Source organism: Streptomyces sp. DT190 (assembly GCF_049846985.1).
Lineage (GTDB): Bacteria > Actinomycetota > Actinomycetes > Streptomycetales > Streptomycetaceae > Streptomyces.
On the sequence record NZ_JBNCNM010000006.1, the window covers coordinates 242,024 to 265,712 of the forward strand.

The following is a 23,689-nucleotide window of genomic DNA, read 5'->3' on the forward strand; positions in this document are numbered from 1 at the left end:
AAAAAGCCCCCCATGAGCCTGCACGGTCTGCTCGACGCCGTCGTCAAGGACGCCGCCCTCGCGGAAGCGATCAGGGCTGCCGCCGACGGCAACCGCATGCACGTCGACCTGGTCGGCCCCCCTGCGGCCCGCCCCTTCGCGGTGGCCGCCCTGGCCCGGGACAGCGGCCGCCCGGTGCTGGCGGTGACGGCGACGGGCCGCGAGGCGGAGGACCTGGCCGCCGCCCTGCGCTCCCTCCTCCCGCCCGAGGGCGTCGTGGAGTACCCCTCGTGGGAGACGCTCCCGCACGAGCGGCTCAGCCCCCGCAGCGACACCGTCGGCCGCCGCCTGGCCGTGCTGCGCCGTCTGGCCCACCCCCGCCCCGACGACCCCGAGACCGGCCCGGTCTCCGTCGTCGTCGCGCCCGTCAGGTCCGTGCTCCAGCCGCAGGTCAAGGGCCTGGGCGACCTGGAGCCGGTGGCCCTGAGGAGCGGGCAGAGCGCCGACCTGAACGAGGTGGTCGAGGCCCTCGCGGCCGCCGCCTACGCGCGCGTGGAGCTGGTGGAGAAGCGCGGCGAGTTCGCCGTCCGCGGCGGCATCCTCGACGTGTTCCCGCCCACCGAGGAACACCCCCTGCGCGTCGAGTTCTGGGGCGACGACGTGGAGGAGATCCGCTACTTCAAGGTCGCCGACCAGCGCTCCCTGGAGATCGCCGAACACGGCCTGTGGGCGCCGCCGTGCCGCGAGCTGCTCCTCACCGACGACGTCCGCGCCCGCGCGCGTGCCCTGGCCGAGCAGCACCCCGAGCTCGGCGAACTCCTCGGCAAGATCGCCGAGGGCATCGCCGTCGAGGGCATGGAGTCCCTCGCCCCGGTCCTCGTCGACGACATGGAGCTGCTGCTCGACGTGCTGCCCAAGGGGTCCATGGCCGTCGTCTGCGACCCGGAGCGGGTCCGCACGCGCGCCTCGGACCTGGTCGCCACCTCGCAGGAGTTCCTGCAGGCCTCCTGGGCGGCCACCGCCGGCGGCGGCGAGGCCCCCATCGACGTCGGCGCGGCCTCCCTGTGGTCCATCGCGGCCGTCCGGGACCGGGCCCGCGAGCTGGACATGATGTGGTGGTCGGTGTCGCCGTTCGCCGCGGACGAAGAGCTGGACGCGGACACCCTCAAGCTCGGCATGCACGCCCCGGAGACCTACCGCGGGGACACCGCCAAGGCCCTCGCCGACACCAAGGGCTGGCTCGCCGACGGCTGGCGGACGGTGTTCGTCACCGAGGCCCACGGCCCCGCCGCCCGTACGGTCGAGGTGCTCGGCGGCGAGGGCATCGCCGCCCGGCTGGACGGGGACCTCGGCGAGATCTCCCCGTCCGTGGTGCACGTGGCGTGCGGCTCGATCGACCACGGCTTCGTCGACCCGGCGCTCAGACTCGCGGTGCTGACCGAGACCGACCTGTCCGGCCAGAAGGCGTCCGGCCGCGAGGGCGCCCGGATGCCGGCCCGCCGCCGCAAGACCATCGACCCGCTCACCCTGGAGGCGGGCGACTACATCGTCCACGAGCAGCACGGCGTGGGCCGCTACATCGAGATGGTGCAGCGCACCGTGCAGGGCGCGACCCGCGAGTACCTGGTCGTCGAGTACGCCCCCGCCAAGCGCGGCCAGCCCGGGGACCGGCTGTACATCCCCACCGACCAGCTGGAGCAGATCACCAAGTACGTCGGCGGCGAGGCCCCCACCCTGCACCGCCTCGGCGGCGCCGACTGGACGAAGACCAAGGCCCGCGCGAAGAAGGCCGTCAAGGAGATCGCCGCCGACCTCATCAAGCTGTACAGCGCCCGCATGGCCGCCCCCGGGCACGCCTTCGGGCCGGACACGCCCTGGCAGCGCGAGCTGGAGGACGCCTTCCCCTACGCGGAGACGCCCGACCAGCTGACCACCATCGCCGAGGTCAAGGAGGACATGGAGAAGACGGTCCCCATGGACCGCCTGATCTGCGGCGACGTCGGCTACGGCAAGACCGAGATCGCGGTCCGGGCCGCCTTCAAGGCCGTCCAGGACGGCAAGCAGGTCGCCGTCCTGGTGCCCACCACCCTGCTGGTGCAGCAGCACTTCGGCACGTTCAGCGAGCGCTACGCCCAGTTCCCGGTGAGCGTGAAGGCGCTGTCCCGCTTCCAGACCGACACCGAGGCCAAGGCGGTGCTGGAGGGCCTGCGCGAGGGCTCGGTCGACATCGTCATCGGCACGCACCGGCTGTTCTCGTCCGAGACCAAGTTCAAGGACCTGGGCCTGGTCATCGTCGACGAGGAGCAGCGCTTCGGCGTCGAGCACAAGGAGCAGCTGAAGAAGCTCCGCGCCAACGTCGATGTGCTGACCATGTCCGCGACCCCGATCCCGCGGACCCTGGAGATGGCGGTCACCGGCATCCGCGAGATGTCGACCATCACCACCCCGCCGGAGGAGCGCCACCCGGTGCTCACCTTCGTCGGCCCCTACGAGGAGAAGCAGATCGGCGCCGCCATCCGCCGCGAACTGCTGCGCGAGGGCCAGGTCTTCTACATCCACAACCGCGTCGAGTCGATCGACCGGGCCGCCGCCCGGCTGCGCGAGATCGTCCCCGAGGCGCGCATCGCCACCGCCCACGGCCAGATGTCCGAGTCGGCGCTGGAGCAGGTCGTCGTCGACTTCTGGGAGAAGAAGTTCGACGTGCTGGTGTCCACGACGATCGTGGAGTCCGGCATCGACATCTCCAACGCCAACACCCTCATCGTGGAGCGCGGCGACAACTTCGGCCTCAGCCAGCTGCACCAGCTGCGCGGCCGGGTCGGACGCGGCCGCGAGCGCGGCTACGCCTACTTCCTCTACCCGCCGGAGAAGCCGCTGACCGAGACCGCGCACGAGCGGCTCGCGACGATCGCCCAGCACACGGAGATGGGCGCCGGCATGTACGTCGCCATGAAGGACCTGGAGATCCGCGGCGCGGGCAACCTGCTGGGCGGCGAGCAGTCCGGCCACATCGCGGGCGTCGGGTTCGACCTGTACGTGCGCATGGTCGGCGAGGCCGTCGCGGACTACCGGCGCCAGCTGGAGACCGGCGATATCGAGGAGGAGCCGCCGCTCGAGGTCAAGATCGAGCTGCCCGTCGACGCGCACGTCCCGCACGACTACGCGCCCGGCGAGCGCCTCCGCCTCCAGGCGTACCGCGCCATCGCCTCCGCCAACTCGGAGGAGGACATCAAGGCGGTCCGCGAGGAACTCGTCGACCGCTACGGCAAGCTGCCCGAGCCCGTGGAGAACCTGCTGCTCGTGGCGGGCCTGCGCATGTTCGCCCGGGCCTGCGGCGTCGGTGAGGTCGTGCTGCAGGGCACCAACATCCGCTTCGCGCCGGTGGAACTGCGCGAGTCGCAGGAGCTGCGGCTCAAGCGGCTCTACCCCGGGGCCGTCATCAAGCCGGCGGCGCACCAGGTCCTGGTGCCGCGCCCGAAGACGGCGAAGGTGGGCGGGAAGCCGCTGGTCGGGCGGGAACTGCTCGCCTGGGTCGGGGAGTTCCTGACGTCGGTCCTGGGCTCCTGAGAACCGGGACCGGTCCTGGGCTCCTGAGAACCGGGACCGGTCCTGGTGTCCTGGGGTCCTCAGGGCCGGGACCGGCCGGGAACCGGGACGCCCCTCTACGCCCGGGGCGGTGCCCCACCGCGCCCCCGCGTCTCCTCGTGCGTGCCCCGCTACCGTGGGACCAGGCACAGGCCGCTCGCGCCAGGGCGGAACGGACAAGCAGGGGAGGGGCGCACGGTGACGCGTCTGAGGGGCGGGACGGCACTGGCCGTCGCCATGGTGTGCGCCGGTGCGGTGCTGACCGGCTGCGAGGGACTGGCCCCTCCGGCGGACGGCGGCGGAGCCTCCGGATCCGGTGCCCCGGCCGCCGGTGACGGCCGGGCCGTGAACCCGCTCGACAACCCGGACGGCACCAAGCCGGGGCTGGCGCCGATCACCTCGGCCGAGGACAAGGCGAGGGCCCGCGCCCTCATCGAGAGGGTGGCGACGAAGGGCCGCGGCCCCAGGACGGGTTACGACCGGGACGAGTTCGGCTACGCCTGGATGGACTCGGCGCCCCGCGAGGTCCCCTTCGCCCGCAACGGCTGCGACTCGCGCAACGACCTCCTGAAGCGCGACGGCGAGGACCTGCGCTTCCGGTCGGGCTCGAACTGCGTCGTCACGTCCATGACGCTGCACGACCCGTACACGGGCAAGGTCATCGAGTTCACCAAGTCGCGTGCGATGAAGGTGCAGATAGACCACGTGATGCCGCTGTCCTACGACTGGCAGATGGGCGCTTCGCGCTGGACGAAGGACAAGCGGGTGTCCATCGCCAACGACCCGCTCAACCTCGTCCCCGTGGACGGGCCGACCAACAGCGCGAAGCAGGACTCCGGACCGGCGGCCTGGCTGCCCCCCGTCAAACGGATCCGCTGCGCCTACTCGGTGCGCTTCGCCCAGGTGTCCCTGAAGTACGACCTGCCCGTGACGTCCGCCGACAAGGAGATGATGCTGCGGCAGTGCGGCGGCTGAGCGCCCGCCCACCCTGCGCCACCCGCGCACCGCACCCACCCGGCCGCACCCGCGCACCCACCCGGCCGCACCCGCGCACCCACCCGCCGCAAACGCGCACGTGCGCACCTGAGCTAGCGTCCGCCGACATGACGACCCATTCGCTGCAGGCCCTGCGGAGCGCGCTGCGGGACCGGGCCGAGCCGGACATCAGGGTCCAGCAGATCCGGGTGCTGCGGCCGCCGGAAGACGACGAACTGCTCGGGGTGCGGGTGCCCGTGGTGCGCAGGCTGGCCCGGGCGCACCGGGAGCTCGCCTGGAAGGACGTGGACGCGCTGCTGCACAGCCGCGTCCACGAGGAGCGGTTGGCCGGACTTCTGGTGCTGGCCGAGCGGATGCGGACCGCCCGGGGTGCGGAGCGCCGGGTCCTGGTCGACTTCTACCTCGCACGGACCCGGTGGGTGGACAACTGGGACCTGGTGGACGCCTCCGCCCACCTCGTGCTCGGACCGTGGCTCGTCGAAGGGCCCGAGGACGCCCCGGAGGTACTGGACCGACTGGCCGCCTCCTCCTGGCTCTGGGACCGCAGGATCGCCGTCGTCGCCACACTGGCGCTGATCCGCCAGGGGCGTTTCGAGCCGACGTTCCACCTGGTGCGCGCCCTGTGCCATGACCCGGAACCGCTGATCCACAAGGCGCTCGGCTGGATGCTGCGCGAGATCGGCCGCCGGGACGCGCCCCTGCTGGTGGCGTTCCTCGAACAGCACCTGGCCGAACTGCCCCGCGTCACCGTGCGGTACGCGACCGAGCGCATCCCGGCGGAGGAACGCGCGCGCTTCGTGCGTGTGCGGTAGGGGACGCGGGGGACGCTGCGCCCACCCGGATATTCGATTCCCGGTACACGCAGTCCCGCCTACGGTGACCGCATGCAGCTGAAGACATCGAGCCTCGCCGACCGCCCCGAGATGCTGGACCGGGTCGTGGGGATGGCGGACACCTGGCCGGAGTTCGTGATCCAGGACCTCGTGGGCGCCGCCCATTTCCCCCGGATCGCCGCCGAACTCCCCGAGTACGTCCTGTTCGCCGAGGACGAGCGGGGCGAGGTCGTCGCGAACGCCTACAGCGTGCCGTTCGCGCTCGCCGCCGAGGGCCGTGGCGAACTGCCCGCGAACGGCTGGGACACGGTGCTGGTGTGGGCCTTCTCGGATCTGCGCCGCGGGGTGCGCCCCGACACGGTCAGCGCCATCTCCATCTCGGTGGCGCCCCGGGCCCAGGGGCGGGGCCTGTCCGGGATCATGGTCTCGGCGCTGCGCGACAACGCCCGGGCCCGTGGCTTCGGCGAGGTCGTCGCCCCGGTCCGCCCCAACGCCAAGCACCTGGAACCGCACACTCCCATCGAGGAGTACGCCCACCGCGTCCGTCCCGACGGCCTGCCGCAGGACCCGTGGCTGCGCGTGCACGCCCGGGCCGGTGCCACCATCGACTCGGTCGCACCGGCGTCCATGACGGTGGCCGCGCCACTGGCCGACTGGCGCCGCTGGACGGGCCTGCCCTTCGACACCACGGGCGACATCGAGGTGCCCGGCGCCCTGGTGCCGGTGCGCTGCGAGGTGGAGCGCGGATACGCGGTGTACGTCGAGCCCAACGTGTGGATGCGGCACGCCCTCTGAGCGCTCGCGGCCCGTTTCCGTCCGGCCCGGACGAGCCGTCCACAGGGAGTGATCAGCACTCGAAGTGATCAGCACGACAACGGTTCGGTACAACCCGTGACTCGTTGTCCGTGTCGGGCTATACGCTCGGACTCCCAACGGGCTCTGTCACTCGCACATCCGTCCCCATCGGCTACACCGGTCCAGGAGCAGTCATGTACGGCCACGGCGCGGCGCCGCCTCCCCGCAGCGCGGCAACGGTCATCTCCCTGCGCGTGCTGTTCGCCGCCGCCGGTCTCCTCAGCTGCGGCGTGCTGGCCTGCGTGCCGCTGTTCCGGGTGGCCGTCCTGCGCGGGCGCGCCCTGGACTGGGTGCTGGCCTGGGTGTCGCTGCCCCTGGCCATCGCCTGCTTCATCGTGGTCGGCTCCCTGCCGGAGGACGACGTCCGCACCGACGTCGCCCTCGGCCTGATCCTGCTGCTCGGCATCGGTGCCGCCATCTACTTCCTGATCGTGGACATCGGCCACCAAGGGGAGCGGCGGCAGCTCGCCGGCCACCCGGCCTCGCCCCACGCGCCGACCGTCCACTCCCCGTACGGCTATCCGCACCCCGGCGCGTCCTACGCCCAGGCGTCCACGCCGATCCGCAGCAGCCCACGGCGCCGCACACCCCCTTCCCGCACACCTCCGGGCCGCACACCCCGGTGCCCCGTGACGTCACGCCCCAGGGCCCGGCGGCCCCCGTGCAGCCGCCCCCGTCCGCCCAGCGCCCCGCCCCCGCCCGTATCGACCAGGTCCGCGCCGAACTCGACGAACTCAGCGACTACCTGCGCCGCCAGGAAGGCGACGGCCGGCGGGACGGCGATCGCGAGGACGGCAGGTGACCGCGACGGCGGGACGCGTCGTCGCCGGCCGCTACGAGCTGTCCACGCTCCTCGGACAGGGCGGCATGGGCCAGGTCTGGACGGCGTACGACCAGCGCCTCGACCGGCGCGTGGCGGTGAAGCTGCTGCGCCCCGACAAGGTGGCCGGCCAGGACGCGGAGGAGCTGCGCCGCCGTTTCGTGCGCGAGTGCCGGGTGACCGCGCAGGTCGACCACCCCGGCCTGGTCACGGTCCACGACGCGGGCAGTGAGGGCGAGGAGCTGTTCCTCGTCATGCAGTACATCGACGGCTCCGACCTCGCCGGTCACCTCGCGCAGCGCACCCCGTACCCCTGGCCGTGGGCGGTCGCCGTCGCCGCGCAGCTGTGCGCCGTGCTGAGCGCCGTGCACGCCGTGCCGATCGTCCACCGCGACCTCAAGCCGCGGAACGTGATGGTGAAGCAGGACGGCACGGTCACCGTGCTGGACCTCGGTGTCGCCTCCGTCATGGAGGCCGACACCACCCGCCTCACCCACACCGGCACCCCCATCGGCTCGCCCGCGTACATGGCCCCGGAGCAGGCGATGGGCGGCGCGGTCGGCCCGTACACGGACCTGTACGCCCTCGGCGTCGTCCTGCACGAACTGCTCAGCGGCGACGTGCCCTTCTCGGGCTCCACGGCCCTCGGCGTCCTGCACCGGCACCTGTACGAGCCGCCGCTGCCGGTGCGCCGTCTGCGCCCCGAGGTGCCCGAGGCCCTGGAGACCCTCGTCCTGCGGCTGCTCGCCAAGGACCCGCAGCACCGGCCCGCCTCCGCGCAGGAGGTCTACGAGCAGCTGGAGCCGCTGCTGCCCGCGCGCGGCACGCCCACCGGAGCGGCCCTCGACCCCACCCGCCCCTTCCTGCGCCCGCACGCCCCCTGGCCGGACCGGGCCCGCACCCCCGCGCCCCAGCCGGTGCCGCCCGTCGCGCCCGGCGCCGGGACCGCGGGGAAGACGGACATCGCGCGCGCCGTCGACGAGGTCAAGCGGCTCCTGGGCGAGGGCCGCATCACCCAGGCCGTCGACATCCTCGGCGCGACCCTGCCCGCCGCGGCGGAGCAGCACGGTGAGCACTCCCCGGTGGTGCGCACCCTGCGCAAGCAGTACGCGGCCACGCTCCTGGACGACGGCCAGTTCCGGCGCGCCCTGCCCGAGCTGCGCCGCCTCGCCGACGAACGCGCCGCCGAGGCCGGCCAGGCCGATCCGCAGACCCTGCGCTTCCGCTACGAGGCCGCCCAGTGCCTCGAACAGCTGGGCGAACCGGCGGCGGCGCTCGCCGAGTACCGGGCGGTGCTGCCGTACTACGAGAACCAGTACGTCGCCGCCGGCGGCCCGGAGCTCGCGCACGACGTCCGCCGCCGTATCGGGCACCTCCTGCTCGCCCTCGGCGACCGCGGCGCCGCCCACGACACGCTGGCCCGGCTGCTGCACGACGTGGAGCGCACGCACGGCCCCGGCCACCCGCTCGGCGCGGAGATCCGCAGGACACTGCAGTGGCTGGGGCAGGTCCGCGGCTGACCTACGCCCCGGGGCGGGCGCGGCGGTGCCGGAAGTCCCGGTGAATCGTTGGTCGAATGGCTTGGCCAGAGCCTGGCCACTGCCTACCATCGATCACCGCAAGACTTTGTGCACCGTCGCACAATCTCCTCGGGAGGTCTCCTTGCACCGCCGCCGTCGCACCGCGCTCCTCCTCACCGCCGCGATCGCCGCGGCGCCCCTGCTCACCGCCTGCGGCAACGACGCGCATCCCGGCGCGGCGGCCGTGGTCGGCGGGCAGCGGATCACCGTCTCCCAGCTGGAGGAGCGGGTCGGCGAGGTCCGCGCGGCCCAGCGGGCGGCCGTGCAGAACGACGCCCAGTACCAGCAGGCCATCGCCCGGACCGGCACCCTCACCCGGGACACCCTGCAGACCATGGTCCTCGACCGGGTGCTGCACCGCGCCGCCGAGGACGCCGGTGTGACCGTCAGCCGCAAGGAGATCCAGGAGATGCGGTCCGGCCTGGAGGAGCAGGCCGGCGGCGCCGAGGCGCTGGAGACGACCTGGCTGCAGCGGTACGGCATCCCGCCGCAGCGCCTGGAGGAGAACCTCCGCCTCCAGCTGGAGGCCCAGAAGCTCGCCGAGAGGCTCGGCACCGACACCACGCGCCCCGAGTTCTGGAAGGCCCTGTCCGAGGCCTCCAAGGACCTCGACGTCGACCTCAACCCGCGCTACGGCACCTGGGACGTCCAGAAGAGCAGCCGCGCCGACGCCAAGACGCCGTGGCTGCGGGACGTGACGGCGGCGCAGGCCCCGCAGAACATGTAGCCCCGGGCCTCACAGCGGGCCTGTGGACAATCCGGACGGCCCCCTCGGCCGCCCGGAGGGCCTGTGGACAACTCGGACGACCCCCTCGGCCGCCCGGAGGGCCTGTGGACAACTTCGGGCCCGGTCGGCGGCGTGGGATAGCTTCGAACCGTGAACGCCAACAGCCCCGAAGCCACCCCGGGCCCCCGGCCGGCCGCCCCCGACGCGGCCGCCGCCCCCGGCCGTGTCGTCCTGCTCACCACCAGCCACCGCGTCGCCCCCGGCCTGCTGTCCTGGCCCGCCTGGCAGGCCCTGCACGGGGCGGACCGGGTGCTGTGCGCGGACGGCGCGCACCCGCAGCTGCCGTATCTGCGCGAGGCGGGGATCGCGGTCGAGGAGGCGTCCCCGACCGCCCAGGAGCTCGTCGACGCCTGCGCCGGCGGGCGCACGGTGGTCGTCGTGGCGACGGGTGAGGGGGAGCCGGCCCTGACCGACGGACTGGCACGCCTGGCCGGCAGCGGCCGCCTCGCGATGCCGGAGCTGGAGCTGCTGCCCGCCTCCTACGACCTGCCCGGCGCCCGCCTGCTCGACCTGGTGCAGGTCATGGACCGCATCCGGCGCGAGTGCCCCTGGTCGTCCCGGCAGACCCACAAGGGCCTGGCCAAGTACGGCATCGAGGAGGCGTACGAGCTGGTCGAGGCCATCGAGGAGGGCGACCGGGACGAACTGCGCGAGGAGCTCGGCGACGTCCTGCTCCAGGTCGTCTTCCACGCCCGCATCGCCGAGGAGGACCCCGAGGCGCCGTTCTCCGTGGACGACGTGGCCGGCGGGATCGTCGCCAAGCTGATCCACCGCCACCCGCACGTCTTCGGGGACGCGACGGCCACCACCCCCGAGGAGGTCAAGGAGCACTGGCTGCGCACCAAGGCCGTCGAGAAGCGCCGCAGCTCCGTCACCGAGGGCATCCCGCTCGGCCAGCCCGGCCTGGCCCTCGCGGCCAAGCTGGCGTCCCGGGCCCGCACGGCCGGCCTGGACATACCGCTCCCGCCCGTCGAGGGCATCGGCTACGAGCTGCTGGCCCTGGCCGTCCGGGCGGAGTCGGAGGGCGTGGACCCGGAGGCGGCCCTGAGAGCCGCGGCCCGCGCCTACCGGGACGCGATCAGGCAGGCCGAGAGCTGAGCGGACCGGCGCGGGAGAGCGGCGGCGGGCCGGATACCGTCGGGGGGTGACCGACCAGCACCGGCCCAGCCCGCCCGCCTCCGCCCCTGCCCCCGACCTGTTCACCTGGGAGTTCGCGAGCGACCCGTACCCTGCCTACGCCTGGCTCCGCGAGCACAGCCCCGTGCACAGGACACGGCTCCCGAGCGGCGTCGAGGCCTGGCTGGTCACGCGCTACGCCGACGCCAAGCAGACCCTCGCCGACAGCCGGCTCTCCAAGAACCCGGCGCACCACGACGAACCCGCGCACGCCAAGGGCAAGACCGGGATCCCCGGGGAGCGCAAGGCCGAGCTGATGACGCACCTGCTCAACATCGACCCGCCGGACCACACCCGGCTGCGCAGGCTCGTCTCCAAGGCGTTCACGCCCCGCCGGGTCGCCGAGTTCGCGCCGCGGGTGCAGGAACTCACCGACCACCTCATCGACGCCTTCGTGGAGAAGGGGAGCGCCGACCTCATCCACGAGTTCGCCTTCCCGCTGCCCATCTACGCCATCTGCGACCTGCTCGGCGTCCCCCGCGAGGACCAGGACGACTTCCGGGACTGGGCCGGCATGATGATCCGTCACCAGGGCGGGCCGCGGGGCGGGGTGGCGCGCTCCGTGAAGAAGATGCGCGGCTACCTCGCCGACCTCATCCACCGCAAGCGGGAGGCGCTCCCCGCCGAACCCGGACCGGGCGAGGACCTCATCTCCGGCCTCATCCGCGCCTCCGACCACGGCGAGCACCTCACCGAGAACGAAGCGGCGGCCATGGCGTTCATCCTGCTGTTCGCCGGTTTCGAGACGACGGTGAACCTCATCGGCAACGGCACCTACGCCCTGCTCACCCACCCCGAGCAGCGCGCCCGCCTCCAGGCCTCCCTCGCCGCCGGGGAGAGCGGGCTCCTGGAGACCGGCGTCGAGGAACTCCTGCGCTACGACGGCCCCGTCGAGCTCGCCACCTGGCGGTTCGCCACGCAGCCGCTCACCCTCGGCGGGCAGCACATCGACGCGGGTGATCCCGTCCTGGTCGTCCTGGCCGCAGCGGACCGGGACCCGGAGCGGTTCGCCGACCCGGACGTGCTGGACCTGTCCCGCCGCGACAACCAGCACCTCGGGTACGGCCACGGCATCCACTACTGCCTGGGCGCCCCGCTCGCCCGCCTGGAGGGCCAGACCGCCCTCGCCACCCTCCTGACCCGCCTGCCGGACCTCCGCCTCGCGGCGGACCCGGCCGAGCTGCGGTGGCGCGGCGGACTCATCATGCGCGGGCTGCGCACGCTGCCGGTGGAGTTCACCCCGGCCGCAAGGTGACACACCCTCAGCTTTGTGATCTTCACGTGATCTGCGCGGCATGAACTTGTGACAAGTGATCGTCTGCCGATACGTTCACCCATCAACGCGGCCGGGGAACCCCTGCGCCGCGCTGGTCCTTGCTGTCTTGCGAAAGGTTTCCGCATGCTCTCCGGGAACGGTCGGCACCGTCGCCCCCGCCAGGCTCCGGCACTCCTCGTAGCGGCCGGAGTGACCGGCTCCGCCATCGCGATCCCGCTCCTCGGGGCCTCCGGTGCCAGCGCGGCCGACGGCTCGACCTGGGACCGGGTCGCGGACTGCGAGACGGGCGGCGCCTGGAGCCAGAACAGCGGCAACGGCTACTACGGCGGCCTCGCGCTGTCCCAGGAGGACTGGGAGAACCACGGCGGTCTCGAATACGCCGCGAGCGCCGATCTCGCCAGCCGCTCACAGCAGATAACCGTGGCCGAGAGAATCCTCGCCGACCAGGGGGTCGGCGCATGGCGTACCTGCGGACTGCTCTCCGGGCTCCAGCAGGGCAAGGACGCCGACGCGTCCGGCTCGACCGGTGAGTCCGCACCGACCGATTCGCCCGGGCTGCTCGACTCCTCCGAGTCGTCGGAGTCGTCGGAACAGTCCGATTCTTCCGGGGCGTCCTCTTCGCCTTCCTCTTCGTCCTCGCCGTCCGCGTCGGCCTCGCCCGACACGCTGTCGACGCCGGAGGAGGAATCCGCCAAGTCCGACAAGTCGTCTGATTCCGCTTCCGCCGCGCAGGGGGAGGGCCGGGAGTCCGACGGTTCGTCCGAGGCCGCCACCGAGGGGGAGGAGTCCGGCAACTCCCCGCAGGACGAGGGTGCTCCGGCCCTGACCGACACCGGCTCCGGACGCCACCGCGGCCCCAGCGCCGAGGAGAACTCCGAGCCCGTGGACGGCCGTACGGACGAGTCCGCGGGGCGTCACGCCTCGCGCGGCGACGACGCCGCCCGCGACGTCACGGACGGCTCCTACACCGTCCGCACCGGAGACAGCCTCTGGTCCATCGCCGACTCCCTTGACCTCAGCGGCGGATGGCACGCGCTCTACGCCGGGAACAAGGACGCCGTCGGCGCCGACCCGAACCTCATCCGCCCCGGTCAGACGCTTACGACCAGGGTGGAAGCGGACGAGAGGTAGTGGTTCGGGCAGTGCGGAAACGACGGCCGAAGTCACCGCGAATCCGGGTGAGTTCACGTCACGTTTCGTGCTGAATGTCCCGTATGGGTGCGGTGAGAGATAGATCTCAGAAGCCCTGATCGTCTTTGAATTTCGGCGGATCACCTGCCTACGGTCGTGACCGCTCGTCATCGCGAGCCCCGGCTGCCGCAACGCCGAATCCTGCCAGCGGCCGCACGGGAACAGTCGTCGCGTCAAGCGCCGTAGGCAGGAGCGGGGGACCCAAGGTAGGTGCCCGACCGGCCGGTTGTGCCGGAAGGGCTTGGGGTGAAGCCGCGTCCCGTGAGGGGCGTGGCCGGGCAACTCAACCGGCCCGAACCCGACAGCTCACCTCGCAGGCGTCGGTGAGGGGATCTCTCCATGCTGTTTTCCGGCAAGGGCACGCACCGCCGTCCGTCCAAGACCGCTCGCGCCATCGCCATCGCCGGTGTCACCGGTGCCGCCGTCGCCGCCCCGCTGATGGCGGCCGGCAACGCCTCCGCCGCCACCGCCTCCGAGTGGGACGCCGTCGCCCAGTGCGAGTCCGGCGGCAACTGGTCCATCAACACCGGCAACGGTTACTACGGCGGTCTGCAGTTCTCCGCCTCCACCTGGGCCGGCTACGGCGGCACCCAGTACGCCTCCACCGCCGACCAGGCCACCAAGGCCCAGCAGATCGAGATCGCCGAGAAGGTGCTCGCGGGCCAGGGCAAGGGTGCCTGGCCGGTCTGCGGCAAGGGCCTGTCGAGCGCCGGCTACACCGGCGGCGGCTCCACCGACTCCGGCAGCTCCTCGCAGAGCCAGAGCCAGAGCCAGCAGAGCACCGAGACCCGCGAGACCCAGCAGCCGGCCTCCCGCTCCGAGGAGCGCCCGGCCGCCAAGAAGACCGTCACCACCCCGACCGGCAAGAAGGTCAAGAAGGGCGACGGCGAGTACAAGGTCGTCAAGGGCGACACCCTGAGCTCGATCGCGGCCGAGGAGAAGGTCAAGGGCGGCTGGGCGAAGCTCTTCGAGCTGAACAAGGACATCGTCGAGGACGCCAACCTCATCTACCCGGGCCAGCAGCTGCACCTGAAGTAGGCAGCGGCCCGTCCCCGTCCCCACGGGCTCCCCGCCCCGGTGCGTCGTCCCCCGTACGCACCGGGGCGGGGCATTTTCGGGAACCGGCTTTGTTCCGTTCGGAAACAATTTACTCTCGGTTCTGTCCATGGGGTGGGCGACCCGGTGGCCGATCGCCCGGAGCCGGTTAGGCTCATGTCGCGAGCCACCGGCCCGCACCTCGCCGGGTCCACGCGACCCGCGTACCCGCGTCACATCAAGAAGGAGATGCTCGTGCCGTCCATCGACGTCGTCGTAGCCCGGGAAATCCTGGACTCCCGAGGCAACCCCACGGTCGAGGTCGAGGTCGGCCTCGACGACGGCAGCACCGGTCGTGCCGCCGTCCCGTCCGGCGCCTCCACGGGCGCCTTCGAGGCCATCGAGCTCCGCGACGGCGACTCGAACCGCTACCTCGGCAAGGGTGTGGAGAAGGCCGTCCTCGCGGTCATCGAGCAGATCGGCCCGGAGCTGGTCGGCTACGACGCCACCGAGCAGCGTCTGATCGACCAGGCGATGTTCGACCTGGACGCCACCGACAACAAGGGCTCGCTCGGCGCCAACGCCATCCTCGGCGTCTCGCTCGCCGTCGCGCACGCCGCCTCCGAGGCCAGCGACCTGCCGCTGTTCCGCTACCTGGGCGGCCCCAACGCGCACCTGCTGCCGGTGCCGATGATGAACATCCTGAACGGCGGCTCGCACGCCGACTCCAACGTGGACATCCAGGAGTTCATGATCGCCCCGATCGGCGCGGAGTCCTTCTCCGAGGCCCTGCGCTGGGGCGCCGAGGTCTACCACACGCTGAAGAAGGTCCTGAAGAGCAAGGGCCTGGCCACCGGCCTCGGCGACGAGGGCGGCTTCGCCCCGAACCTCGGCTCCAACCGCGAGGCCCTCGACCTCATCCTCGAGGCCGTCAAGGAAGCCGGCTACACCCCCGGCGAGCAGATCGCCCTGGCGCTCGACGTCGCCGCCTCCGAGTTCTACAAGGACGGCGTCTACACCTTCGAGGGCAAGGAGCGCTCGGCGGCCGAGATGACCGAGTACTACGCGGAGCTCGTCGACGCGTACCCGCTCGTCTCCATCGAGGACCCGCTGTTCGAGGACGACTGGGAGGGCTGGAAGACCATCACCGACAAGCTCGGTGACAAGGTCCAGCTCGTCGGCGACGACCTGTTCGTCACCAACCCCGAGCGCCTCGCCCGCGGTATCGAGGAGGGCGCGGCCAACGCGCTGCTGGTGAAGGTCAACCAGATCGGCTCGCTGACCGAGACGCTGGACGCCGTCGAGCTGGCCCAGCGCAACGGCTTCAAGTGCATGATGTCCCACCGCTCCGGCGAGACCGAGGACGTCACCATCGCCGACCTGGCCGTCGCCACCAACTGCGGCCAGATCAAGACCGGCGCCCCGGCCCGCTCCGAGCGCGTCGCCAAGTACAACCAGCTGCTGCGCATCGAGGAGATCCTCGACGACGCGGCGGTGTACGCCGGCCGCAGCGCGTTCCCGCGCTTCAAGGGCTGATCGCCGAAAGGCCCCCAAGAGGCAGCGTCGTACGTACGTCCCCGTACCCGGTCCCGTACCGTGTCCGGGGACGTACGCGCGTAGGACGGTGCAGCGGGAGGCGGACTGACATGGCCGTGAAGGACCGGGACCGGTTCTCCACCGCGACCAGGATCCGGCTGCTCGGTGAGCAGACCGCGGCCCGGGTCTACCGCTCCCAGACCAAGCGGCAGGCCCGCCGCTCCCGGCTGACCGGCCGGGCCGCGCTGCTCGCCCTGGTGATGTGCTCGCTCATCGTGGCCCTGGCCTACCCGATGCGGCAGTACGTCTCCCAGCGTGCCGAGATCGACGACCTGCGGCGCGAGCAGCAGCAGGCCCGCGAGCGGGTCGAACGGCTGCGCGACCTCAAGGCGCGGTGGCAGGACGACGCCTACGCCGAACAGCAGATCCGGCAGCGGTTGCACTACGTCATGCCGGGGGAGACGGGCTTCATCGTGATCGACCCGCGCGCGGCGAGGACGTCGCGCACCGACCTCGGGGCGGCCGACCGCCCCTGGTACGCGAACGTCTGGGACGGGGTCGACAAGGCCGACGCCTCCGACCGGTGACCCGAGCCCGTTCCCCAGTGACCCGAATCCACAGAAAGACAGCCTGAAGACAGTCATGGAAACGCCCCCGCCGACCACCCCGCGCACCGAGCCCACCGACGCGGACGTCGAGGCCTTCAAGCAGCAGCTCGGTCGGCCCCCGCGCGGCCTGCGGGCCATCGCGCACCGCTGCCCCTGCGGACAGCCCGACGTCGTCGAGACGGCCCCGCGGCTGCCGGACGGCACGCCGTTCCCCACGCTGTACTACCTGACGTGCCCGAAGGCGAACTCGGCGATCGGCACGCTGGAGGCGAACGGCGTCATGAAGGAGATGACCGAGCGGCTGGCCTCGGACCCGGAACTGGCGGCGGCCTACCGGGCGGCGCACGAGGACTACGTCCGGCGCCGTGACGAGATCGAGGAGCTGAAGAACTTCCCGAGCGCGGGCGGCATGCCGGACCGCGTGAAGTGCCTGCACGTCCTGGTGGCGCACTCGCTGGCCGCGGGCCCGGGTGTGAACCCGCTGGGCGACGAGGCGCTGGCGATGCTGCCGGAGTGGTGGCGCAAGGGCGCCTGTGTGACGAGTGCCGAGGAGGCCGCCCAGTGACCCGTGTCGCCGCCGTGGACTGCGGTACCAACTCCATCCGGCTCCTGGTCGCCGACGCCGACCCGGCCACCGGCGAGCTGACCGACCTGGACCGCCGGATGACGATCGTCCGGCTCGGGCAGGGCGTCGACCGCACCGGCCGGCTCGCCCCCGAGGCGCTCCAGCGGACCTTCGCGGCGTGCCGCGAGTACGCCGCGGTCATCAAGGAGCACGGGGCGGAGCGGCTGCGGTTCGTCGCCACCTCCGCCTCACGCGACGCCGAGAACCGCGACGAGTTCGTGCGCGGCGTGCTGGACATCCTGGGCGTCGAGCCCGAGGTGATCACCGGCGACCAGGAGGCCGAGTTCTCCTTCACCGGCGCCACCAAGGAGCTGACCGGCAGCGACCACCTGCCCAGGCCCTACCTGGTCGTGGACATCGGCGGCGGCTCGACCGAGTTCGTCGTCGGTGACGACCGGGTCCGGGCGGCCCGCTCGGTGGACGTCGGCTGTGTGCGCATGACCGAGCGCCACCTGGTCCGGGACGGGGCGGTCGGCGACCCGCCGTCGAAGGAGCAGGTCGCCGCGATGCGGGCGGACATCGAGGCGGCTCTCGACCTGGCCGAGGAGACGGTGCCGCTGCGCGAGGCGCGGACGCTGGTCGGCCTGGCCGGTTCGGTGACGACCGTGTCGGCGATCGCCCAGGAGCTGCCCGCGTACGACTCGCGGGCCATCCACCACTCGCGCGTCTCCCGCGAGCAGGTCCGCGAGATCACCGAGTGGCTGCTGCGCTCCACCCACGCCGAGCGCGCGGCCGTGCCCTCCATGCACCCGGGGCGGGTCGACGTGATCGGGGCGGGGGCCCTGGTGCTGCTGTCGATCATGGAGCGGATCGGCGCGGAGGAGGTCGTCGTCAGCGAGCACGACATCCTCGACGGCATCGCGTGGTCGGTGGCCTAGCCCGCTTCTGAGCAGGCATGGATCACGGATGAGCGTCTCCGGGGGGCTCCTGGGAACCCCCCGGGGACGGTCCGCCGGGAAAGTTCGTGAAGTTCTTCACAAGGAATTCGGCCCCTGCGGGCGATCGGAAGGCCCCTGTTGACCCGTCCGGGGGCCGAACGGCCCTTTGAACATGTTCAGAAGCATGGTATGGAGGCCCTCGGAAAGCCCCCCGAATCGGGCCTCCGGGAGTGCCTCACAGAGGTCCGTTCGAGCCAGAGAGGCAGCTCACGCGGCATTGACAACGGTCGTCCGTGCACAAACGAGCCCGGTTGTCACCATGACGTGGATCACGCGGGCGGCGGAGGATAGCACACCCCCTGTGCAACCTTGTGAAGGGGCGCACGAGCCACCCCCCTGAAGCGGGTGGATACTCGATGGCATGAGCACCACGGAGCGTCCCAGGATCCTCGTAGTAGGCGGTGGGTACGTAGGCCTGTACGCAGCTCGGCGCATCCTCAAGAAGATGCGTTACGGCGAGGCGACCGTCACGGTCGTCGACCCCCGGTCGTACATGACCTACCAGCCCTTCCTCCCCGAAGCCGCCGCCGGCAACATCTCCCCTCGCCATGTCGTCGTCCCGCTGCGACGCGTGCTGCCCAAGGCGGAGGTCCTCACCGGCCGGGTCACCACCATCGACCAGGACCGCAAGGTCGCCACGGTCTCCCCGCTGGTCGGCGAGGCCTACGAGCTGCCCTTCGACTACCTGGTGGTCGCGCTCGGCGCGGTCTCCCGCACCTTCCCGATCCCCGGCCTCGCCGAGCAGGGCATCGGCATGAAGGGCATCGAGGAGGCCATCGGCCTGCGCAACCACGTCCTCGAGCAGCTGGACAAGGCCGACTCCACCACCGACGAGGAGATCCGCCGCAAGGCGCTCACCTTCGTCTTCGTGGGCGGCGGGTTCGCCGGTGCCGAGACCGTCGGCGAGGTCGAGGACATGGCTCGGGACGCGGCGAAGTACTACAAGAACGTGTCCCGCGAGGACATGCGCTTCATCCTCGTCGACGCCGCCGACAAGATCCTCCCCGAGGTGGGTCCCAAGCTCGGCAAGTACGGCAAGGAGCACCTCGAGGGCCGCGGCGTCGAGGTCTACCTGTCCACCTCCATGGACTCCTGCGTCGACGGCCACGTGGTGCTGAAGAACGGCCTGGAGGTCGACTCCAACACCATCGTCTGGACCGCCGGCGTCAAGCCCAACCCGGTCCTCTCGCGCTACGGCCTGCCCCTCGGCCCGCGCGGCCACGTCGACTGCGCCCCGACCCTCCAGGTCCAGGGCACCGACTACATCTGGGCCGCCGGCGACAACGCCCAGGTCCCGGACCTCGCCGCCCGCAAGGCGGGCAACGAGAACGCCTGGTGCCCGCCGAACGCCCAGCACGCGCTGCGCCAGGCCCGGGTGCTCGGTGACAACGTGCTCTCCGGCATGCGGGGCTTCCCGCAGAAGGAGTACGCGCACGCCAACAAGGGCGCGGTGGCCGGTCTCGGCCTCCACAAGGGCGTCGCGATGATCGTCATGGGCAAGATGAAGATCAAGCTCAAGGGCCGTCTCGCCTGGTACATGCACCGTGGCTACCACGGTCTGGCGATGCCGACCTGGAACCGCAAGATCCGCGTCTTCGCCGACTGGACCCTCGGCATGTTCCTCAAGCGCGAGGTCGTCTCGCTCGGGGCCATCGAGACGCCGCGCGAGGAGTTCTACGAGGCCGCCAAGCCGGCCCCGGTCGCCGCCGCGCCGAAGGAGAAGACCGAGGAGAAGGCCAAGGCCTCCTGACCTCCGGTCCACCCCAGTCCGACTGAAAGGGCCCCCCGCCGTCCGTGGTGCGGGGGGCCCTTCGGCGTTTCCGCGTGGCACCTCCGGGCGGGCGAACAAGCGGTTTTGCCCAGTCATGACGCGTGCCGGGGACTGCGACGGCGGGCGGCAGGTGTTTACGTGGTGTCGGCATTCCGGGATCGACCGTCACGGAGGTGTACACCATGGCAGACGCCGCGCAGCGGCTGCAGAGCCTCTTCGCACAGGTGCTGGACGCACCGCTCCCCGTGCGCATCCGCGCCTGGGACGGCTCGCAGGCGGGCCCGCCGGGCGCCCCCACCCTGGTCGTACGCAACCGCCGAGCCCTGCGCCGTCTGCTGTGGAAGCCCGGCGAACTGGGCCTGGCCCGGGCCTGGGTGGCCGGCGACCTCGACATCGAGGGCGATCTCTACACCACCCTCGACCTGCTGTCCGGACTGATCTGGGAACGCGACGAGGACGCCCGCACCCTCGCCCAGGCCCTGCGCGAGCCCGAGGTCCGCGCCGCCGTCCGCGGGCTCGTCGCCCTGGCGGGAAACCCGCTGCCCCCCGCCCCGCCGCGCGAGGAGACCCGCAGCCCCCGCCGCCACCTGCACACCAAGCGCACCGACAGACGCGCCATCAGCCACCACTACGACGTCGGCAACGACTTCTACGAGATCGTCCTGGGCCCGTCCATGGTGTACTCCTGCGCCTACTGGCCCGCCCCGGACGGCACCCTCGAACAGGCCCAGCACGACAAGCTCGAACTCGTCTGCCGCAAGCTGGGCCTGAGCCCCGGTCAGCGGCTGCTCGACGTCGGCTGCGGCTGGGGCTCCATGGCCGTGCACGCCGCCCGCGAGTACGGCGTGAGCGTCGTCGGCGTCACGCTCTCCCAGGAGCAGGCCGCGTACGCCCGTAAGCGCGTCGCCGACGAGGGCCTCGCCGACAAGGTCGAGATCCGCGTCCAGGACTACCGCGACGTCCGCGACGGGCCCTACGACGCGATCTCCTCCATCGGCATGGCCGAACACGTCGGCGCCGACCGCTACCTGGAGTACGCCGCCGCCCTGTACGCCCTGCTCGAGCCCGGCGGACGGCTCCTCAACCACCAGATCGCCCGCCGCCCCCGGCGCGACGAGACGACGTACAGCGTCGACGCGTTCATCGACTCCTACGTCTTCCCCGACGGCGAACTGCAACCGCTGGGCAGCACCGTCGCGCTGCTGGAGCGCGCCGGGTTCGAGGTCCGCGACGTCGAATCCATCCGCGAGCACTACGCCCTCACCCTGCGCCGGTGGGTGGCCCGTCTGGAGGCCGACTGGGCCCGGGCCGTCCAGCTCACCAGCCCCGGCCGGGCCCGCGTCTGGCGCCTGTACATGGCCGCCTCCGCCCTGGCCTTCGAGCGCAACCGCATCGGCGTCAACCAGGTCCTGGCCGTGCGGACGCCGGACTCGGGCGCCTCCGGCCTGCCGTTGCGGGCCCGCACCTGGGGTGCGCCCGGCCGCGGCTGATCCGCGCGTGACGCAAGGGCCGGGCTCCCCGTCGCGGGGAACCCGGCCCGTCCGCAGCGCGGGGCGGCGAGGTCACTCGGCCTTGATCGCGTTCAGCATGTTCAGCCGGGCGGCGTTGCGGGCCGGCCACATCGCGGCCAGGACGCCCACCAGACCGGCCAGCACCAGGAAGATCCCGATCCGGTCCCAGGGCAGGACCAGCGCGTACCCCGGGATCTGGTCGGCGAAGGTCTCGCCGATGGCCCAGCCGAGGAACGCCCCGAGGCCGATGCCGACCACCGCGCCGAACACCGAGATGACGACGGCCTCCAGCCGCACCATCCGCTTCACCCGGCGCCGGTCCAGACCGATCGCCCGCAGCATGCCGATCTCCTGCTGCCGTTCGAAGACCGACATCGCGAGGGTGTTGACGACACCCAGCACCGCGATGATCAGGGCCATCGCCAGCAGGCCGTACATCACGTTCAGCAGGGTGTTGATGGCACCGCCGAACTCGTTGCGGATGTCCTGCTTGTCCATCACGGTGATCGCCGGGTTGTCGCCCAGGGCGTCGATGAGGACCTTCTCGTTCGCCGCGGTCTGGCCGCCGTCGATCTTCACGAAGATCTGCATGATGGACGGCTTCGTCTCGTGCCGGTCCACGATCTTCCGGTCGATGAGGACGGGGGAGAGGAACTCGCTGTCCTTGTAGACGGCGCCGACCGTCAGCGTGGCCTTCTTGTCGTCGCCGAAGGTGACGGGGACGGTGTCGCCGGTCTTCCAGCCGCGGCTCTTCGCGGTCTTCTCGGCGACCGCGATCCGGCCCTGGGCGAGCGAGTCCGCGCTGCCGCTGACGACGTCGACGGTCAGGACCTTCTCGATGTCGCCCGGGGTGACGGCCGAGGCGGACACGAAGTCGTCGCCGTCGACCTTGAAGTAGGCGTCCTGCTGCGGCGAGAGGGCGGAGACGCCCTCGGCCTTCGCCAGCGCCGTCAGCGCGGACCGGTCGAGGTCACCGCCGTTGGCCATCGAGACCATGTAGTCGGCCTTGATGTTGTCGGTGGTCATCTTGTCGATGGCCGTGCCGACCGTGACGCCGAGCACCGACAGGCCGGTCACCAGCGTCAGCCCGATCGCCAGCGCCGAGGCGGTGGCTCCGGTGCGGCGCGGGTTGCGGACCGCGTTCTGGCCGGCGAGCTTGCCCGCCACCCCGAACGGGCCGACGAGCAGCGGACGGACGAGGGCGATCACGGGCCGGGACAGCAGCGGGATCAGGATGATCACGCCGATCAGCGCGAGGAACGCGCCCGCCCCGATGTACATCCGGCCGTCGTCGCCGCCGGTGGAGGCACCCGCCACGATCCCCGCCGCGCCCAGGGCGGTGACCACCGCACCGATGGAGTTGCGCAGCACCAGCGACTTGGTGGTGGCCACGGCGTGGACGCTGTTCATGGCCGCCACCGGCGGGATCTTCGCGGCCCTGCGGCCGGGCAGCCAGGCGGCGAACATCGTCAGCAGCACGCCCACCGCGACCGCCGCGAGCACCGGCGTGGCGGACAGGACCAGCGGACCGTCGGGCATCTTCATGTCGAACGCGGCCATGCCGGAGCGCAGCCCGACGGCCAGGCCGATGCCGAGGACGAAGCCGACGACCGAGGCGACCAGGCCCACCAGCGCGGCCTCGGCGAGCACCGAGCGGCTGATCTGCCTGCGGGAGGCGCCGACGGCGCGCATCAGGGCGATCTCCTTGGTGCGCTGGGCGACCAGCATCGTGAAGGTGTTGGAGATCAGGAAGATCCCGACGAAGAGCGCGATGCCGGCGAAGCCGAGCAGGACCTGCTTGAGGTTGCCCAGGCCCTGTTCGATCTGCTCGGCCTGCTCGTCGGCGAGCGCCTGGCCGGTCTGCGCCTCGGCGGTGTCCGGCAGCAGCGGCTTGACCGCGTCCAGGATCCGCGTGTCGTTCGCGCCGGGGGCGGCGGTGACGGTGGCGCTCTCGAAGTAGCCCGGCTTCAGGTACTGCTTCTGGGCGACGGCGGTGTCGAAGAGGACGAGGCTGCCGCCGGCGTTCACGGCGCCGTCCTCGGTGGTGAACACCCCGCTGAGGGTGTACTCCTTCACCGGGCCGTTGGTCGCGACGCGCACCCGCTCGCCGACCTTGTACTCGCCCTTGGCCGCGGAGTCCTCGTCCAGGGCGATCTGGTCGTCCCTCACCGGGCCGGAACCGTCGGTGAACGTGTACGCCGGGTCCTTGCCGTCCTTGCCGGGGGCGAAGTTGGAGCCCTTGTTGGACCAGCCGACGCCGATCAGCTTCCCGTCGGGGTCGGCGACTCCGGCGAAGCCCTCGACGCGGCCGTACACCCCGGCGACGCCGTCCACGGCGGAGATCCTGTCGAGAGCCTTGCCGGTCAGGCCCGGCTCCTCCTCCGGGTTGTCCGGGTCGGCGTACGAGGTGACGGAGACGGCGACGTCGTCGTAGCTCTTGGCCGACTGGTTGCGGAAGGCGTTGGAGAGGGTGTCGGCGAAGACCAGGGTGCCCGAGACGAACGCGACGCCGAGCATCACGGCGAGGACGGTCATCAGCAGCCGGGCCTTGTGCGCAAGCACGTTGCGCAAGGCGGTACGGAACATG

General features: G+C 71.9%; 19 protein-coding genes and 1 riboswitch. Of the genes, 17 read left to right on the forward strand and 2 right to left on the reverse strand.

The annotated features are described in order from the left end of the window. Window positions 1-12 precede the first annotated feature (12 nt). The 4 genes from mfd to ACPXCS_RS14155 all read left to right on the forward strand — a co-directional run bounded on the left by mfd (window position 13) and on the right by ACPXCS_RS14155 (window position 6,188). Entirely contained in the window at window positions 13-3,546 is a 3,534-nt protein-coding gene (gene mfd / locus ACPXCS_RS14140; RefSeq protein ID WP_425946855.1) for a transcription-repair coupling factor, read from the forward strand. Window positions 3,547-3,762: 216 nt separating this feature from the next. Then, on the forward strand, window positions 3,763-4,539 hold the full coding sequence (locus ACPXCS_RS14145) for an HNH endonuclease family protein (protein ID WP_425946854.1): 777 nt from the start codon (window positions 3,763-3,765) through the stop codon (window positions 4,537-4,539). A gap of 128 nt (window positions 4,540-4,667) precedes the next feature. Further along, entirely contained in the window at window positions 4,668-5,372 is a 705-nt protein-coding gene (locus ACPXCS_RS14150; RefSeq protein WP_425946853.1) for a DNA alkylation repair protein, read from the forward strand. Window positions 5,373-5,444: 72 nt separating this feature from the next. Further along, the gene (locus ACPXCS_RS14155) at window positions 5,445-6,188 is read left to right on the forward strand and encodes an N-acetyltransferase (RefSeq protein ID WP_425946852.1); all 744 of its coding nucleotides are present in this window, start codon (window positions 5,445-5,447) and stop codon (window positions 6,186-6,188) included. A 172-nt stretch (window positions 6,189-6,360) separates the two neighbouring features. Here the strand turns inward: ACPXCS_RS14155 and ACPXCS_RS14160 are convergent, their stop codons facing one another. Beyond that, window positions 6,361-6,582, reverse strand: a complete 222-nt coding sequence (locus ACPXCS_RS14160; RefSeq protein WP_425946851.1) for a hypothetical protein — start codon at window positions 6,580-6,582, stop codon at window positions 6,361-6,363. A gap of 288 nt (window positions 6,583-6,870) precedes the next feature. Here ACPXCS_RS14160 and ACPXCS_RS14165 point away from each other — a divergent pair, with 288 nt between their 5' ends. The 13 genes from ACPXCS_RS14165 to ACPXCS_RS14225 all read left to right on the forward strand — a co-directional run bounded on the left by ACPXCS_RS14165 (window position 6,871) and on the right by ACPXCS_RS14225 (window position 21,081). Beyond that, on the forward strand, window positions 6,871-7,050 hold the full coding sequence (locus ACPXCS_RS14165; RefSeq protein ID WP_425946850.1) for a hypothetical protein: 180 nt from the start codon (window positions 6,871-6,873) through the stop codon (window positions 7,048-7,050). Window positions 7,051-7,088: 38 nt separating this feature from the next. Further along, entirely contained in the window at window positions 7,089-8,588 is a 1,500-nt protein-coding gene (locus tag ACPXCS_RS14170) for a protein kinase domain-containing protein (RefSeq protein ID WP_425947100.1), read from the forward strand. A 142-nt stretch (window positions 8,589-8,730) separates the two neighbouring features. Further along, window positions 8,731-9,375 carry a SurA N-terminal domain-containing protein gene (locus tag ACPXCS_RS14175; protein ID WP_425946849.1) on the forward strand — a complete coding sequence of 215 codons (645 nt, stop codon included), beginning with the start codon at window positions 8,731-8,733 and terminating at the stop codon, window positions 9,373-9,375. A gap of 150 nt (window positions 9,376-9,525) precedes the next feature. After that, on the forward strand, window positions 9,526-10,533 hold the full coding sequence (locus ACPXCS_RS14180) for a nucleoside triphosphate pyrophosphohydrolase (RefSeq protein ID WP_425946848.1): 1,008 nt from the start codon (window positions 9,526-9,528) through the stop codon (window positions 10,531-10,533). Between the two features lie 46 nt (window positions 10,534-10,579). Next, window positions 10,580-11,866 (forward strand): cytochrome P450 family protein, encoded by a 1,287-nt coding sequence (locus ACPXCS_RS14185; protein ID WP_425946847.1) that lies wholly within the window; start codon window positions 10,580-10,582, stop codon window positions 11,864-11,866. 144 nt (window positions 11,867-12,010) lie between these two features. After that, window positions 12,011-13,018, forward strand: a complete 1,008-nt coding sequence (locus ACPXCS_RS14190; RefSeq protein ID WP_425946846.1) for a transglycosylase family protein — start codon at window positions 12,011-12,013, stop codon at window positions 13,016-13,018. 228 nt (window positions 13,019-13,246) lie between these two features. Then, a riboswitch (cyclic di-AMP (ydaO/yuaA leader) is annotated at window positions 13,247-13,413 on the forward strand. A 4-nt stretch (window positions 13,414-13,417) separates the two neighbouring features. Beyond that, window positions 13,418-14,116 carry a transglycosylase family protein gene (locus ACPXCS_RS14195; RefSeq protein WP_425946845.1) on the forward strand — a complete coding sequence of 233 codons (699 nt, stop codon included), beginning with the start codon at window positions 13,418-13,420 and terminating at the stop codon, window positions 14,114-14,116. Between the two features lie 252 nt (window positions 14,117-14,368). After that, window positions 14,369-15,649, forward strand: coding sequence for a phosphopyruvate hydratase (gene eno, locus ACPXCS_RS14200; protein ID WP_365092744.1), 1,281 nt, complete (start codon window positions 14,369-14,371; stop codon window positions 15,647-15,649). A gap of 110 nt (window positions 15,650-15,759) precedes the next feature. Continuing rightward, window positions 15,760-16,236 carry an FtsB family cell division protein gene (locus ACPXCS_RS14205; protein ID WP_425946844.1) on the forward strand — a complete coding sequence of 159 codons (477 nt, stop codon included), beginning with the start codon at window positions 15,760-15,762 and terminating at the stop codon, window positions 16,234-16,236. Window positions 16,237-16,291: 55 nt separating this feature from the next. Then, window positions 16,292-16,822 carry a DUF501 domain-containing protein gene (locus ACPXCS_RS14210; RefSeq protein WP_425946843.1) on the forward strand — a complete coding sequence of 177 codons (531 nt, stop codon included), beginning with the start codon at window positions 16,292-16,294 and terminating at the stop codon, window positions 16,820-16,822. Then, a complete protein-coding gene (locus ACPXCS_RS14215) occupies window positions 16,819-17,760 on the forward strand; it encodes an exopolyphosphatase (RefSeq protein WP_425946842.1) in 942 nt (313 codons plus the stop codon). The genes ACPXCS_RS14210 and ACPXCS_RS14215 overlap by 4 nt, the downstream gene beginning before the upstream one ends. Window positions 17,761-18,181: 421 nt before the next feature. Continuing rightward, window positions 18,182-19,570, forward strand: coding sequence for an NAD(P)/FAD-dependent oxidoreductase (locus ACPXCS_RS14220; protein WP_425946841.1), 1,389 nt, complete (start codon window positions 18,182-18,184; stop codon window positions 19,568-19,570). A gap of 203 nt (window positions 19,571-19,773) precedes the next feature. Next, window positions 19,774-21,081, forward strand: coding sequence for a class I SAM-dependent methyltransferase (locus ACPXCS_RS14225; protein WP_425946840.1), 1,308 nt, complete (start codon window positions 19,774-19,776; stop codon window positions 21,079-21,081). Window positions 21,082-21,153: 72 nt separating this feature from the next. Here the strand turns inward: ACPXCS_RS14225 and ACPXCS_RS14230 are convergent, their stop codons facing one another. Further along, window positions 21,154-23,688 carry an ABC transporter permease gene (locus tag ACPXCS_RS14230; protein ID WP_425946839.1) on the reverse strand — a complete coding sequence of 845 codons (2,535 nt, stop codon included), beginning with the start codon at window positions 23,686-23,688 and terminating at the stop codon, window positions 21,154-21,156. Window position 23,689: the final 1 nt, after the last annotated feature.